General features: G+C 74.5%; 11 protein-coding genes and 1 pseudogene. All 12 read left to right on the forward strand.

Annotation, left to right across the window (positions count from 1 at the left end; all coding sequences use genetic code 11):
• Window positions 1–18: 18 nt before the first annotated feature.
• The 12 genes and pseudogenes from AC060L_RS16505 (at window position 19) to AC060L_RS16560 (ending at window position 15,501) form a co-directional block, all read left to right on the forward strand.
• The gene (locus AC060L_RS16505; RefSeq protein WP_483799486.1) at window positions 19–1,200 is read left to right on the forward strand and encodes a hypothetical protein; all 1,182 of its coding nucleotides are present in this window, start codon (window positions 19–21) and stop codon (window positions 1,198–1,200) included.
• Window positions 1,201–1,543: 343 nt separating this feature from the next.
• The gene (locus AC060L_RS16510) at window positions 1,544–3,400 is read left to right on the forward strand and encodes a serine/threonine-protein kinase (RefSeq protein WP_483799487.1); all 1,857 of its coding nucleotides are present in this window, start codon (window positions 1,544–1,546) and stop codon (window positions 3,398–3,400) included.
• A 112-nt stretch (window positions 3,401–3,512) separates the two neighbouring features.
• Window positions 3,513–5,132: a succinic semialdehyde dehydrogenase gene (locus AC060L_RS16515; RefSeq protein ID WP_483799488.1), complete on the forward strand. Its 1,620-nt coding sequence runs from the start codon at window positions 3,513–3,515 to the stop codon at window positions 5,130–5,132.
• Between the two features lie 17 nt (window positions 5,133–5,149).
• On the forward strand, window positions 5,150–6,976 hold the full coding sequence (locus AC060L_RS16520; protein WP_483799534.1) for a GMC oxidoreductase: 1,827 nt from the start codon (window positions 5,150–5,152) through the stop codon (window positions 6,974–6,976).
• A gap of 143 nt (window positions 6,977–7,119) precedes the next feature.
• Window positions 7,120–7,698, forward strand: coding sequence for an LPXTG cell wall anchor domain-containing protein (locus tag AC060L_RS16525; RefSeq protein WP_483799489.1), 579 nt, complete (start codon window positions 7,120–7,122; stop codon window positions 7,696–7,698).
• Window positions 7,685–8,380 (forward strand): class F sortase, encoded by a 696-nt coding sequence (locus AC060L_RS16530; protein ID WP_483799490.1) that lies wholly within the window; start codon window positions 7,685–7,687, stop codon window positions 8,378–8,380. The genes AC060L_RS16525 and AC060L_RS16530 overlap by 14 nt, the downstream gene beginning before the upstream one ends.
• A gap of 93 nt (window positions 8,381–8,473) precedes the next feature.
• Complete coding sequence (locus AC060L_RS16535; protein ID WP_483799491.1) at window positions 8,474–9,478, forward strand: hypothetical protein; 1,005 nt, start codon at window positions 8,474–8,476, stop codon at window positions 9,476–9,478.
• Window positions 9,478–10,374 (forward strand): response regulator transcription factor, encoded by an 897-nt coding sequence (locus AC060L_RS16540; protein ID WP_483799492.1) that lies wholly within the window; start codon window positions 9,478–9,480, stop codon window positions 10,372–10,374. Before AC060L_RS16535 ends, AC060L_RS16540 begins: the two co-directional genes overlap by 1 nt.
• Window positions 10,371–11,639: an ATP-binding protein gene (locus AC060L_RS16545; RefSeq protein WP_483799493.1), complete on the forward strand. Its 1,269-nt coding sequence runs from the start codon at window positions 10,371–10,373 to the stop codon at window positions 11,637–11,639. Before AC060L_RS16540 ends, AC060L_RS16545 begins: the two co-directional genes overlap by 4 nt.
• A 953-nt stretch (window positions 11,640–12,592) precedes the next feature.
• Window positions 12,593–14,188, forward strand: coding sequence for a glutamine-hydrolyzing GMP synthase (guaA, locus tag AC060L_RS16550; protein ID WP_483799494.1), 1,596 nt, complete (start codon window positions 12,593–12,595; stop codon window positions 14,186–14,188).
• 215 nt (window positions 14,189–14,403) lie between these two features.
• Window positions 14,404–14,994 (forward strand): annotated as a pseudogene (locus AC060L_RS16555) (DoxX family protein); the annotation flags it as partial.
• Window positions 14,995–15,135: 141 nt separating this feature from the next.
• Window positions 15,136–15,501: a QcrA and Rieske domain-containing protein gene (locus AC060L_RS16560; RefSeq protein ID WP_483799535.1), complete on the forward strand. Its 366-nt coding sequence runs from the start codon at window positions 15,136–15,138 to the stop codon at window positions 15,499–15,501.
• Window position 15,502 lies beyond the last annotated feature (1 nt).

Genomic DNA, 15,502 nt, shown 5'->3' on the forward strand with positions numbered 1-15,502 from the left:
AGCGAGAGGGGAACGGCCATGAGAGCTGGCCCTGGCCAGACCGTGGCCGGTAGGTACCAGGTGACGGACCGTCCGGAGCCCGTGACGGGCGCCGGACCGCAGGCGGTCGCGCTGGACGGGCACAGCGGCGCGCGGGTGCTGCTGGAGGGCGTCGAGCTGCCCGAGCTGCTGGTGCCCGAGCTGACCGCCGACGATCCCGCGACCGACGGGCGCTGGCTGGACCCGAGCGGGATCCTCGCCGAGGTCGCCGCGGTGATCGCGGGCACGCCCGAGCACCCGCGGCTGCGCCAGTCCTTCGGCGTGGTCGCCGACGAGGGCGTGGTCTGGGCCGTCGTCGAGGACCCGGTGGCGGTGCCGCTGCCGCTGCTGCTCGCGGACGGGCCGCTGCCGCCGTACCGGGTGGCCGAGCTGGCCGCCGACCTGGCCGCCGCGCTCGCCGCCGTCCACGTGGCGGGCCTGACGCACGGGAACGTGGTCGTGGAGCAGGTGCTGGTCTGCGAGGACGGCGCCGCGCTGCTCGGCGGCCAGGCCGTCGGCGCGGCCGAGGAGGCGCTGTGCCGGGCGCTCGGCGGCGCGGACGGGCGGCGCTGGGCGCAGGCCCGTGCCGGGCTGCTCGGCCCGCGTGCCGGGCGCTGGGCGCCGGAACTGCTCGCCCGGGACGCGCCTGCGCCGGTCGGCACACCGGTTGGCACGCCGGCCGACGCTGCTGCCGACGCGTGGGCACTGGGCGTGCTGCTCTACCGGGCGCTGACCGGGCGCAGCCCGTTCCCGGAGGACTCCACGGCTGCGCTCTTCGCCGCGCTGCGCCTCGGTACCGTCCAGCTCGGCACCGCGGACTGCGGGCCGCTCGGACCGCTCGTCGAGCGGCTGCTGGTGCCGGACCCGGCCGCCAGGGCGACGCTCGAGGAGATCCGGGAGCTGCTCACCGAACTGCTCGCGACCGCCCCCGAGCCGTACGCGGAGCCCGCCGCGCCGGTGGAGCCGTCGGGGCTGCCCGTGCTGCGCCCGTCCTGGCCGCTGGTGCTGCGGCGCCGCCGCCGGGGCGCCCCGCCGGTGCCGGTGGTCGTCGCCGAACACGCCCGGCACGCGCGTTCCGGTGCTGCTCGGCGGCCCTCCGCGATGCTGCCGGTGCTGCTCGTCGGCGGGGTGCTGGCGGCGATGGTGCTGGCCGTCGGCGCGGTCGTGATCTTCGCAGGCTAGGGCTTGTCTGATAATTCGCGTCGGATCAGCGTGCGGCGTTGGGCGCCCGGCTGGGCGTGCCGGCGGAGCGTCCTCGTACTGGGCCGTACTTGGATGCTTCGCCGGTGCGTCCAGGCGGGATGCCCGGCGTCGCGCGCCCGGCGGGAATTGTCAGACAAGCCCTAGGGCGCGTCCTGACCGCTCGTGGGCTGACGGCCCGGACGCCGGGCGGAGCGCACGTCACGGCCCGGTCACGTGGGCGGGGCGCGATGTCCGTCGCGGCGAAGGGCGCCTAGGCTGGGGCCGGAACATTGTCCGAACGGTGATCAGTCGCGTGGTGCACCGGAGAGGGGGAACGGTCGCCATGAGCGGACACGAACAGCAGGCGGGCGCCTCGACCGGAGCACGGGTGCCGGAGCGCCGGATGCTGGCCGACCGCTACGAGTTGGGCGACCGGCTGGGCCGCGGCGGCATGGGGACCGTCTGGCGGGCCCGTGACCTGATGCTGGACCGCGAGGTGGCGGTCAAGGAACTCACCGTCAACCACCTGCCCGAGGAGGATCTGGCGATCCTGCAGTCCCGGATGAAGCAGGAGGCCAGAGCGGCCGCCCGGATCAAGCACCCCGGCGTGATCACCATCCACGACGTGCTGGAGCAGGACGGCCGGCCGTGGATCGTGATGGAGCTGATAGACGGCCGCTCGCTGGCCGACGTGATGTCCCAGGACGGCCCGCTGGCCCCGCGCGAGGCGGCCGAGGTCGGCGCCCAGGTGCTGGCCGCGCTGCACCGCGGGCACCAGCTCGGCGTGCTGCACCGGGACGTCAAGCCGGCCAACGTGCTGCTGGAGCACGGCACCGGGCGGGCCGTGCTGCTGGACTTCGGCATCGCCAAGTTCGAGAGCAACGACTCCGAGCTGACCCGGCCCGGCGACCTGGTCGGCTCGCCGGACTACCTGGCCCCCGAGCGCGCGCAGGGCGAGCGGCCCGGCCCGGCCTCCGACCTGTGGGGCCTGGGTGCCACGCTGTTCGCCGCGGTGGAGGGCCAGTCGCCGTTCCGCCGGGACAGCCCGCTGAACACGCTGGCCGCCGTCGTCGACGAGCCGATGCCGGAGCCGCGCAACGCGGGCGCGCTCGGCCCGGTGCTGGCCGCGCTGCTGGCCAAGGACGCGGCCGACCGGCCTGACGCCGACGAGGCGCTGCGGATGCTGCGCGAGGTCACCGCGGGCCACACCATCGGCATGGTCCCGCAGCAGCCGCAGCCCCGGCAGAGCGAGCGGATGCCCACCCAGCTGGTCCCGGTGGTGGACCGGCAGCCCAGCGAGGACCGGGCCGAGCCGGCGCCGTCGTACGCGACGGCCACCCCGGCCACCCCGGTCGCCGCGACCACCCCGATCGTCCCGCAGGCGCCGCAGCGGGCCGTGCCCGTCCCGGCCCAGGACGCGCCGCGCCGCACGTCGAAGGGCCGGCGCCGGCGCGGGCTGCGCCTGGTGCTGGCCGGCACGCTCGCCGCGCTGCTCGGCGCCGGCGTCGCGTTCGCGGCCGTCAGGTACAGCCGGCAGGACACACCGGTGGTTTCCCCGACGCTTCCGGTCGGGCCCACCAGCACCGGCCTCGACATCGCCACCGCCCCGACGGTCCCCGTCGGCGTCGCGCCGGACGGCTACACCTGGACGAACGACCCGGCGGGCTTCGGGTTCCCGCTGCCGAACGACGGCGGCAGCTGGCAGCGCACCACGGACCACAACCAGATCTTCTACAGCCCGGACAACAAGCGGCACTTCCTCCAGTTCGCGGTGACCGTCGGCGATCCGGTCACCCCGTTGGACAACATGCTCAGCATGGAGGGGAAGCTGAAGGGGAACTCCACGAACTACCACCGGATGAGCCTGGACCAGACCTCCGTGCGCGGCCACGAGGCGGCCCGGCTGGTGTGGACCTACACCCAGGTCGGCGGGCCGAACCCGGGCAGGCGCGCGGTGATCGACGAGGAGTTCCGGGACTCGGACGGGACGAGCTACGCGATCCTGGCCTCCGGCCCGGACACCACGGACGACTGGACGACGACGCAGCAGCGGCTGGTCGCGGTGCTCAACGGCTTCAAGCCGGCAGCCCAGTCCGGCAGCGACGCCGCCGGGCCGTCCGGCACACCGGCCGTCGCAATGTCCGCCACGCCCCCCGGCGGCGCGGCCACCGGCGGTCCGGCCGTCACGCCGACCGGCTGACCGCACCCCGGTCGGCTTTCCGCCGGCCGCACCGGCGCGTGCGCCGGAGCCCGCGGCTGTTTCTGGTTACCGACGGGTACCGGGCCCGCCGTCGAGAGCCTAGGCTTCGCCCATGACGGACATCACGGCAGCAAGCCGCGGCACCGGCCGCAACCCAGTGGCCCCGGGCGCCGGCCGGACGGTCGCCTCGGCGATTCCCAAGTCCCTGGTCGCCCGCCTCGCCCGGGGCATCACCGCCGGCGCCGAGCCGGTCCTGGTAGACACCATCGCGCCGCTGACCGGCGAGAAGCTGGCAGGCCTGCCGCAGTCCACGCCCGAGGACGTCGCGCGCGCCTTCGAGCTGGCCCGGCGGGCCCAGCAGCTCTGGGCCGAGGAGCCGCTGTCCAGGCGCAGCGCCGTGCTGCTGCGCTTCCACGACCTGCTGCTGAAGCGCCAGGACGAGGTGCTCGACCTGATCCAGGCGGAGACCGGCAAGTCCCGGCTGCACGCCTTCGACGAGGTGCTCGGCGCCGCGCTGGCAGCCCGGCACTACGGCCGGGCGGCGGCCGGCTACCTGAAGGACCGCCGCCGCGGCGGCGCGCTGCCGGTCCTCACGCACACCGTCGAGGGGCGGCGGCCGAAGGGCGTGATCGGGCAGATCTCGCCGTGGAACTACCCGTTGGAGCTGTCGGTCAGCGACGCGCTGCCGGCCTTCGCGGCGGGCAACGCGGTGGTCAACAAGCCGGACACGCAGACCGCGCTGACCGCGCTCTGGGCCCGCGAGCTGCTGATCGAGGCGGGGCTGCCGGCCGACCTGTGGCAGATCGTGATCGGCGACGGCCCGGTGGTCGGCCCGCTGGTGGTCGAGCAGGCCGACTACGTCTCGTTCACCGGCTCCACCCGGACCGGGCGCGACGTGGCCCAGCGGGCGGCCGCCCGGCTGGTCGGCGCCTCGCTCGAACTCGGCGGCAAGAACGCCATGCTGGTGCTCGAGGACGCCGACCTGGACCGGGCCGCCGAGGGTGCGGTGCGGGCCTGCTTCTCGTCCGCCGGGCAGCTGTGCATCTCGATCGAGCGGCTCTACGTGCACCGCTCGGTGGCGGACGAGTTCCTGCGCCGGTTCGCCGAGCGGACCCGCGCGCTGCGCCTGGGCGGCGGTCTGGCCTACGGCGCCGACATGGGCTCGCTGGTCTCCGAGCGCCAGCTGGAGACCGTCACCCGGCACGTCGAGGAGGCCGTCAAGGCGGGGGCCACGGTGTTGGCCGGCGGGCAGGCCCGCCCGGAGATCGGCCCGCTCTTCTACGAGCCGACGATCCTGGACGGGGTGACCCCCGAGATGGCGATCTGCGGCGAGGAGACCTTCGGCCCGGTCGTCTCGGTCTACCGCTTCGACACCGAGCAGGAGGCGGTCGCCGCCGCCAACGGGACGCCGTACGGCCTGAATTCGAGCATCTGGACCAGGGACACCCGGCGCGGACGGGCGATCGCGGCCCGGCTGCGCACCGGCACCGTCAACGTCAACGAGGCGTTCGCCGCCGCGTACGGCTCGGTCGGCTCGCCGATGGGCGGGATGGGCGAGTCCGGGCTCGGCCGGCGGCACGGTGCCGAGGGGATTCTGCGCTTCACCGAGGCGCAGACCATCGCGACCCAGCGGCTGGTGCCGCTCGCCCCGTCGTTCGGGCTGGACGAGGAGAAGTTCGCCGCGTTCTTCACCACCGGCCTGCGGGTGCTCAAGTCGCTGGGGTTCAAGTGACCGACCAGGAGCAGCAGATGGACGACCTCGACCACGACCGGGATCTCGACGGCGACCTCGACCACGACCTCGACCACGGCTTCGACTACGACGTGATCGTGGTCGGTTCGGGCTTCGGCGGCTCGGTCAGCGCGTTGCGCCTCACCGAGAAGGGCTACCGGGTCGCGGTGCTGGAGGCCGGCCGGCGGTTCACCCGGGACGAGCTGCCGAAGACCTCCTGGGACGTGCAGAACTACCTCTGGGCGCCCGCTCTCGGCCTGTACGGCATCCAGCGGATCCACCTGCTGGCCAACGTGCTGGTGCTCGGCGGGGCCGGCGTCGGCGGCGGTTCGCTGAACTACGCGAACACGCTGTACGTGCCGCCGAAGGCGTTCTTCGAGGACCGCCAGTGGCAGCACATCACCGACTGGCAGGAGGAGTTGGCGCCGTTCTACGACCAGGCGCAGCGGATGCTCGGGGTGCGCACCAACCCGACCGTCACGCCCTCGGACGTCCACCTCAAGGCGGCGGCCGAGACGATGGGCGTCGGCGACAGCTTCCACCTGGCACCGGTCGGCGTCTTCTTCGGCGACGGGCGGGACGCCGACGGCTCGGCGAAGACGACGCCCGGCAGCGAGGTCGAGGACCCGTACTTCGGCGGAGCGGGCCCGCGCCGCAAGGCCTGCACCGAGTGCGGCGAGTGCATGACGGGCTGCCGGCACGGCGCGAAGAACATGCTCACCGAGAACTACCTGTACCTGGCCGAGGCGAACGGCGCCGAGATCCACCCGCTCACCACGGTGGCCCGGATCCGGGAGCTGAGCGGTGCCGACGGCAGCCAGGGCTTCGCTGTCGACGTGAAGCGCACCAACGCCCGCTCGGCCGCCGCCCAGCGGGCCGGGGCCCGGACCCTGACGGCCGCCCGGGTGGTCGTCGCGGCCGGCACCTACGGCACCCAGACGCTGCTGCACCGGATGCGGGACTCGGGCCGGCTGCCGCGGATCTCGGACCGGCTCGGCGAGCTGACCCGGACCAACTCCGAGGCGCTGGTGGGCGCGCAGACCACGCCGCGGCGCTACGGCGCCCCGGTGGACTTCACCAAGGGGGTGGCGATCACCTCCTCGATCCACCCGGACGAGAACACCCACATCGAGCCGGTCCGCTACGGCAAGGGCTCCAACGCGATGGGGTTCCTGTCGATCATGCAGGTGCCCGGCGGCGGCAGCGGCCCGCGCTGGCTGCGGGCCGGTGCGACGGCCGTCAAGCACCCGGTCACGTTCGCCCGTTCGCTGAGCAACCGGAAGTGGTCGGAGCGGACCATCATCGGCCTGGTGATGCAGTCGCTGGACAACTCGATCACCGTCTCGCTCAAGCAGAAGGGCCTCGGCAAGGGCGCGCTGACCTCCCGGCAGGGCCACGGCGCGCCGAACCCGACCTGGATCCCGGCCGCCGAGGCGGGCGCGAAGGCGCTCGCCGCCGAGATCAACGGCTTCGCCGGCAGCACGGTCGGCGAGATCTTCGACATCCCGATGACCGCGCACTTCATCGGCGGGTGCCCGATCGGTGACAGCCCCGAGCACGGCGTCGTCGATCCGTACCAGCGGCTGTACGGGTACCCGGGGATCAGCGTGGTGGACGGCTCGACCATCTCCGCGAACCTCGGCGTGAATCCCTCGCTCACCATCACCGCGCAGGCCGAGCGGGCGATGTCGATGTGGCCGAACAAGGGCGAGCCGGACCGGCGCCCGGCCCAGGGCGAGGCGTACCGGCGGGTGGCGGCGGTCGCGCCGGTGCGTGCGGCGGTGCCGAAGGGCGCGTTCGGCGAACTGCTGCTGCCGGTGCCGGTGGTGCCCGCGAAGCAGTAGGGGAACGGGAGCCGACGCACTGTTACGGAGTCGGCCGACGGGTGTTACACGGCTGACGGAGGACCGCGCGGGGCGCTTCCTAGCGTGGGCTCCGCCGACCCCGGCCGCAGTGGCCGGGGCGGCGGACTCTCGGAGGTTTCGCTATGTCAGGTGTCCCGCGTTCGGGTGCCGTCGCGCTGCGGCGTGCGGTTCGGCTGTCGCTGGTCTCCGCCGGTGTCGCGGCCGCGCTCGTCGGTTCCACCTCGGCCGCCTTCGCCGACGGGCCGATGGCCACGCCGTCGGCGGTGCCGTCGGCCGCGCCGACCGGGGTCATGGTCACGCCGGCCGCGACCTCGCCGGCCGGGGCACAGCCGAGTGCGAGCCCGAGTGGGCCGGCCACGGCCATGAGCACACCGGTTCCGAGCGCGCCGGCCACGACCAGGCCGGCTGTGACCGCGCCGGCCGCCGCCGGGGTGAGCGCGACCCCGACCACGCGGGCCGTCGCCCAGCCGAGCTCGGCCCCGAGCGCCGCCCCGACCGCGTTCCCGAGCGCGGCCCCGACCTCGTCGGCCGGCGGCCAGGTGAAGGTCGTCCCGAAGGGTGGCGCGCAGACCGGTGAGGGCAACACCGGTGACTCCACCGGCACCACGCTGGCGGGCTCCGGCCTGGCCGCCGTGGGTGTGGCCGGCCTCGGCTTCGCCGTGCTGCGCCGCCGCCGGACTCGTGCCGGTGCGCGGGGCTGACCGCCCCCGTCACCGCCGGCGCCCCCGCTGGGCGCCGGCCGCGGCGGGCGGTTCCCTGACACTGCTGCTCGGCGTGGCGCTGCTCGCCACGCCGCACGCCTCGCCGCCTGCGGTGCGGATCAGCACGGCGGCGGCGCCGGCCGACCCGGCCGCCGGGTCCCCGGCAGGCGCGGCCACGCCGTCGCCGTCGCCGTCCGCGCCCGGGTCGGCAGCGTCGGCGCCCGCCGCGCCGCCGGTCGCTCCGCCCGAGCGGCTGCTGATCCCGCGGATCGGGGTGGACGCCCCGGTCGCCGCCGGCGGCCTGAACCCGGACGACTCCGTGGGGGTCCCGCCGATGGACCGTCCCGACCAGGTCGACTGGTACAGCAAGGGCCCGGCGCCCGGCCAGGTCGGGCCGGCCGTCCTGCTCGGTCACCTCGACACCACCAAGGGGCCGGCGGTCTTCAGCCGCCTGCCGCAGCTGCGCCCCGGCGACCGGATCGAGATCCGCCGCACCGACGGCAGCACGGTGGCGTACCAGGTCCGCGAACTCCACCAGGCGGCGAAGAACGCCTTCCCGACCGCCATGGTCTACGGGGACACCCCGACCCCGCAGCTGCGCCTGATCACCTGTGGCGGAGTGCTGGCGAAGGACGGGCACTACACCGACAACATCATCGTGCTGGCCGACCTGGTGTCCTGACCCGCGCGATGGCGGCCCGCCCGCTGCAACCGATGACCCCGCCGGGGCCGTGTTGCAGGTGACCGGGTGTTCGAATCGAGAGAGGCGGTCCCCGTGCGTGCGTGGCTAGGCCGGGTTCTGGTCGCGGTACTGGCACTGCCGGCGGTGTTCGCGCTGGCCGGGTGCGGGGCGTCGGGCGGTCTGCGGGACGAAGGCGTGAGCCCGTCGATCTCCGTGCGCCCGAGCGCCCTGGCACTCTGGCCGGCCGCCGCCCTGCCGGCGCCGCAGGCCTCGGCGACCGGGGAGCCGGCCGCGCCGGGCCCGGTGCCGGGGATCACCGTGGCCGGGGACGACATCAGCAAGGTCGACGTCGGCAAGGTGCTGGCACAGGACCCGGAGACGGCCGCGCACCCGGACGAGCAGCGCGCGCTGGCCGGCTGCCACGGCTGTCAGGTGCTGCCCGCGCAGTACCGGGACCTCATCGGTGACGGCCACGCCGAGCTGCTCACCGCCGTACTGACGGACGACCGGCAGGCGTTCCTGCACGCCTACCGGCTCCAGGACGGCAAGCTACTGCCGATCCTGGCGCTCTCCGTGCAGCCCGGCTTCACCGCCGACACGGTCGGCCTCGACCTGGTGGTGCACGAGCCGACCGGCGCGGCGATCGAGACCGACAGCACGTACCACTGGGACGGCGCGCGGCTGGCGTTCAAGGGCCGGGAGATCAAGGTGACCGGACCGGCCGCCGACGCTCCGGGCTGCCTGCCGGCGCTCTCCCCGTCGGCGTCCGCCAGCCCGGACGGCGGCCTGATGACGCCGTCCTCGGGCAGGTGGCCGTCCGTCTCGTCGGCGCCCACCCGGACACCGGGCGGGCCGATCGCCACCGCCCGGCCCGTGCCGGCGCCCTCCGCCCCGGCCACCGCGGGGCGGCCCGCGCCCGGCGCGGTAGCCTCGGCCGCACCCACCGCGGGGTTCTCGGCCGTGCCCTCCACCTCGGTGGGTACGGGGCAGCCCGTGTCCGTGCCGTCCGCGGGGTTCTCGCCCGCGCCCACCGCCCCCGCCACCGCGGGGTCCGCGGCCATGCCCACCCCATCGTCGCGTCCGACGGAGCAGCCCTGATGACCACCCCGCCGACCGCCGCCGCCGTACCGCGGATCCTGCTCGTCGAGGACGACGAGGTGATCCGGGAGGCGACCCGGATGGCACTGGAGCGCTACGGGTTCCCGGTGGACACCGCCGCCGACGGCCTGGAGGGACTCGAGCGCTTCCGATCCGGGCGGCCCGACCTGCTGCTGCTCGACGTGATGCTGCCGCTGCTGGACGGGGTCGGGCTCTGCCGGCGGATCCGGGAGGAGAGCCAGCTGCCGATCCTGATGATGTCCGCCCGCACCGACCCGATCGACGTCGTCTCCGGGCTGGAGGCCGGCGCGGACGACTACCTGGTCAAGCCGTTCGAGACGGCGGTACTGGTGGCCCGGATCCGCACCGTGCTGCGCCGCACCGGGCTCGGCGGGCAGGGCGGCTCGGGTGGGCATGCCGTGCAGGCCGCGCAGGCCGCGCAGGCCGCGCCGTCGGTCGTGGCGGGCGGCGCCCCGGGCCGGCCCGGCGAGCCCGCTGCGGCGCCGACGACGCTGCCGACGGCCGCGCCGGCCCCCGCGCCGCAGCGCACCGTGCGCGAGGTGGACGGCCTGGAGGTGGACACCGAGGCGATGGAGGTCCGGGTCGACGGCCGCCAGGTCCTGCTCACCCCCACCGAGCTGCGGCTGCTGCTGGAGTTCACCGCGGCGCCCGGCGTGCTGCTGGAGCGGCAGACGCTGCTGGAACGGGTCTGGGACTACTCCTGGGGCGCCGACACCCGGGTGGTGGACGTGCACGTGCAGCGGCTGCGGGCGAAGATCGGCGCGGAGCGGATCGAGACCATCCGCGGCTTCGGCTACAAGCTGCGCCGACCGCGCGCCGCGGGCCTCTCCGCCGCAGGCCTCTCCGCTGCGGACCCCTCGGGCACGGCCCGGTGAACCTGCGCCGGCAGATCGCCGCCACGGTCGCCGTGGTCTCCCTCCTGCTCGCGCTCACCCTCGGCCTGCTGGTCCACCGGGCGTCCGTCGGCCAGCACGTCTCGCAGGCCCGCAACGCCGCGATCGCCGTGCTCAGGACCCAGATCGACAGCTTCAACGCGACCGGTGAGGTCTCCTCGGCGTCGAACGTCGGGAGCTGGAACACCGCGGGCGGCGGCGACCCGCAGCTGCCCGCCACGCTGCGCCGGCTCGCCGAGCAGGGCCGCCAGGGCTCCATGCTCGGCCCCGGCCCCGCCCGGCACCCCGGCCCGGTGATGTGGGCGGCGGCCGGCAACGGCCACGGGCAGTTCTTCTCGGTCTGGCTGGACTACACCGAGGACCAGCGGACGATCGCCGACCTGGACCGCACCATCCTGGTCTCGGCGGTGCTCTCGGTGCTGGTCACGGTGCTGGCCGGGGTCTTCGCCGCGCACCGGATCAGCAGCCGGCTGCGCACCGCGGCCCGCACCGCCAGGACCATCGCCCAGGGAGACCTGGCGGCGCGGATCGGCCCGCTCGGCCGCCCGCGCGACGAGGTGGCCGAGCTGGCCGCCGCCGTCGACTCGATGTCCGCCGTGCTGCGCAGCAAGCTGGCCAACGAGCAGCGCTTCACCGCCGACGTGGCGCACGAGCTGCGCACCCCGCTGACCGGTCTGCTGACCGCCGCCGAGCTGCTGGAGCCGGGCCGGCCCACCGAACTGGTGCAGGACCGGGTCCGGCTGCTCTGCCGGCTGACCGAGGACCTGCTGGAGGTCTCCCGGCTGGACGCCGGCGCCGAGACGCCGGAGCTCTCGGTCGTGCCGCTCGGCGCGCTGGTGGCCGGCATCCTCCGGGCGTCCGGCCTCGACGCCGAGCTGCGGATCACGGCGGACGCCCAGGTCACCACGGATCCGCGCCGGCTCGACCGGGTGCTCGTGAACCTGGTGGCCAACGCGCTGCGGCACGGCGCGCCCCCGGTGCTGGTGGTGGTGGACGGCCGCACCGTGACGGTTCGCGACCACGGGCCCGGCTACCCGTCGGACGTCCTGCTGGAGGGCCCGCAGCGCTTTCGCACCGGTGCGCGTGAGCGGGGGCACGGGCACGGGCTAGGGCTCACCATCGCGCAGGGACACGCGGGGGCGATCGGCGTCGGGCTGCTGCTGCGCAACGACCCGGCGGGTGGTGCGGTGGCCGAGCTGCGGCTGCCCGGGGCCGAGCTACTGGCGAGCCGGCCCGATCACACCTAGGCCCTCCCACACGTAGGCGTCGGCCCACCGGATCCTGCCGGAAAAGGGCAAAGGGCCCCGCGGGGGAACGGGGCCCTTTGTCGCTCAGCACGCGGCGTCAGGGCTGCGCCGGTGCTGGGGCGACGGCGCCGGGGGAGGAGCGCCGTCTCTTCGGTTGGCTTCGGTTCGGACTGTGCGGCTGGTCGCCGCCGGGGCGCGTGGCAGCGGTGTGCATGGCCGCCGGGCGCCGCCGCGCGGGCAGCCGGACGGTGGTGTGGACCGTCATCCGGGCGCCCAGCGCTCACTGAGTGTGAGCAGCTACGTGCTGTCACCGCCGGTGGGCGGAGTCAGCAGAGCAGGCGGTCCGTCGGCCGGTTCCGGCCCCCGGTGAACCCCCTCCCCTGCATCGTGGTGGACGGAGGCCATGCTCTGCAACCGATTCGGCCGAGTTCGGCACATTCCGATTTTCGCCCGGGCTGTTCTTGACGGCGTGTCAGCAGTCGCGAAACCCGGACGTCACACCTGTCCCGCCAGTGTCGGCAATGGTCACGTTCGGTAGTCGAGTGGGGTGTGCGCCGGGCGGTGCGGCGGTGGCCCGGGCGTCCCCGGGAGCCGCCGCCGCACCTCCTGACGCAGTCGTGGGCCGGCTGCTGTCCCCTGCCGCCGGCCCATCACACCCGAGCGCGGTCCCACGGCGCTCCGGACGGCCGTCCAGTCGGCCGCCGGGCGCCACGCGCGCGAGTGGACTGTGCGTACTTCCACGCGTGGTCCTGCCGGACCGTACGAGGCGCGGGCCCGGTGCGCCGGTCGTTGTGCCGCACCTGGAGGGTGCGGCGCGGTCGTGCGGTCCGGCAGTGAAACGAGCGCCGCGGCGGGCGGACACGGCCGGGCGGCAAGCGGGTGAATCTCGGCACGCGGACAGCGCCCGGTAGACTCAGGAGGGACACCCCCACATCGCTGCCGGAAGGCCGTCTGTGTCCTCTGCTACCCCCGACCAGTCCGCAGCGCCTGTCGACACCGTTCTGGTGGTCGACTTCGGCGCTCAGTACGCCCAGCTCATCGCCCGCCGGGTGCGTGAGGCCAGGGTCTACAGCGAGATCGTGCCGAGCACCATGCCGGTCGCCGAGATGCTCGCCAAGAACCCGAAGGCGATCATCCTCTCCGGCGGGCCCTCCTCGGTCTACGAGGAGGGCGCACCGCGGCTCGACCGTGCGATCTTCGAGGCCGGGGTGCCGGTCTTCGGCATGTGCTACGGCTTCCAGCTGATGGCGATCACGCTCGGCGGGACGGTCGACGACAACGGCGCGCGTGAGTACGGCCGCACCCCGCTGCACGTCACCAAGAGCGGTTCGACGCTCTTCGAGGGCACCCCGGCCGAGCAGTCGGTGTGGATGTCGCACGGCGACGCCTGCTCCGCCGCGCCGACGGGCTTCACCGTGACCGCGTCCACCGACGTGGTCCCGGTCGCCGCCTTCGAGAACGACGAGGCGAAGCTCTACGGCGTCCAGTACCACCCCGAGGTGCTGCACTCCACGCACGGCCAGCAGATCCTGGAGCACTTCCTCTACCGCGGCGCGGGCATCGCCCCGACCTGGACCACGCACAACGTGGTGGACGAGCAGATCGCGCTGATCAAGGAGCAGGTCGGCGACAAGCGCGCGATCTGCGGCCTGTCCGGCGGCGTGGACTCCGCGGTCGCGGCCGCCCTGGTGGCCAAGGCCATCGGCGACAAGCTGACCTGCGTGTACGTCGACCACGGTCTGATGCGCAAGGGCGAGACCGAGCAGGTCGAGAAGGACTTCGTCGCCGCCACCGGCGTCAAGCTCAAGGTCGTGGACGCCGAGGAGCGGTTCCTGACCGCGCTCAAGGGCGTCAGCGACCCGGAGGAGAAGCGCAAGATCATCGGCCGGGAGTTCATCCGGGTCTTCGAGCAGGCGCAGGCCGAGATCGTGGCCGAGGCCGGCGCGCACGGCGAGTCGGTGGACTTCCTGGTCCAGGGCACGCTCTACCCGGACGTGGTGGAGTCCGGTGGCGGCACCGGCACCGCGAACATCAAGTCGCACCACAACGTCGGCGGCCTGCCGGAGGACCTCCAGTTCGCGCTGGTCGAGCCGCTGCGCAAGCTGTTCAAGGACGAGGTCCGGATGGTCGGCCAGGAGCTCGGCCTGCCGGAGGAGATCGTCCAGCGCCAGCCGTTCCCCGGCCCCGGCCTGGGCATCCGGATCGTCGGCGAGGTCACCAAGGAGCGCCTGGACCTGCTGCGCGAGGCCGACGCGATCGCCCGCGAGGAGCTGACCGCGGCCGGCCTGGACCGCGAGATCTGGCAGTGCCCGGTCGTGCTGCTGGCGGACGTGCGCAGCGTCGGCGTGCAGGGCGACGGCCGCACCTACGGCCACCCGATCGTGCTGCGCCCGGTCTCCTCCGAGGACGCCATGACCGCGGACTGGTCGCGGCTGCCGTACGAGGTGCTGGCCCGCATCTCGACCCGGATCACCAACGAGGTCAAGGACGTGAACCGGGTGGTGCTGGACTGCACCAGCAAGCCCCCGGGCACCATCGAGTGGGAGTAGTCCTCCCCTTCGGCCTCCGGCTTTTGAACGGCCGCACCGCCACCCGCGTACTCGTGGGTGGCGGTGCGGCCGTTCGCGTCAGATCCGGCAGGTTCGCGGGTGTGGTCGGGTCTGACGCCCGCTGACCGGGTTACCGTCGAAAACATTGCCGGACCGGGCAGAATGCGGACCGGACCAGATCGCGCGGACGGGTCGAACGGGAAGGTGACGGGATGATGGAGGGGACCAGGGACTCGGTCGGTGCCGAGGACCCGGAGTCGACCGGACCTGTTCCGGGTGCACCGTCCGGCCCGCAGCCGGCCCACTCCGCACCGCCCGGCCCGGCCGGTCGGGCAGCCCGGGCGGCCGAGCGCAGGGCGCTGGCCGGCCGGTACGCGCTGCTGCCGCTGCGGCTCTTCCTCGGTGTGACGTTCGGCTACGCGGGCCTGGACAAGCTCGCCGACAGCCACTACCTGGCCGGCCAGGGCGACCCGCTCTCGTTCTACGGGCAGACGATCGCCGCCAAGGCGCACAGCCCGATCGGCTTCCTGCTGGAGCCCACGCTGCACGCGCCGACCCTCTTCGCGCTGCTGATCGCGTTCGGCGAGCTGGCGGTCGGCCTCGGCACGCTGTTCGGCCTCTGGGGCCGGGTGGCCGCGCTCGGCGGCGCCGTGCTCAGCCTGAGCCTCTTCCTGACCGTCAGTTTCAACGTCTCGCCGTACTACCTCGGCAACGACCTGCCGTACCTGATGGCCTGGACCGCGCTGCTGCTGGCCGGGACGCCGTACCTCTCGGTCGACGGCTACCTGGCCCGCCGCGCCGAGCGCGACCGGGCCCGCGGTCTGCACGAGGACGCGGTCCGTCGCCGGACCTTCCTGGACGGCTCGATCGCGGCCGTCGCCCTCGGCGGCGCCGGGCTGCTGGCCGGCTCGCTGACGGCCACCTTCGTGCGCCGCAAGCCGAAGCCGGTGGCCGCCGCGCCGGCGCCGACCGGGTCCGCCGCCCCGCAGAGCGGCGGCGGATCGACGGTCTCGGTCGCGGCCACCGACGTCCCGGTCGGCGGCTCGGCCACGGTCAAGGACCCGGCCAGCGGCGACGCCGTCTACATCGTGCAGCCCGCGGCCGGCCGGTACTGCGGCCTCTCCTCGGTCTGCACGCACGCCGGCTGCACGGTCGACCCGCCGCGTGGCGGCAAGCTGGTCTGCCCGTGCCACGGCTCGTCCTTCGACGCCGCGACCGGCGCGGTGCTGACCGGACCCGCCGTCAAACCGCTGCCGAAGTACACCGTGACGAAGGACGGCGACCGGCTCGACCTCGGCGCGGTGCAGTCCTAGG

The sequence above is a fragment of the Kitasatospora sp. NEAU-69 genome, from assembly GCF_057158765.1.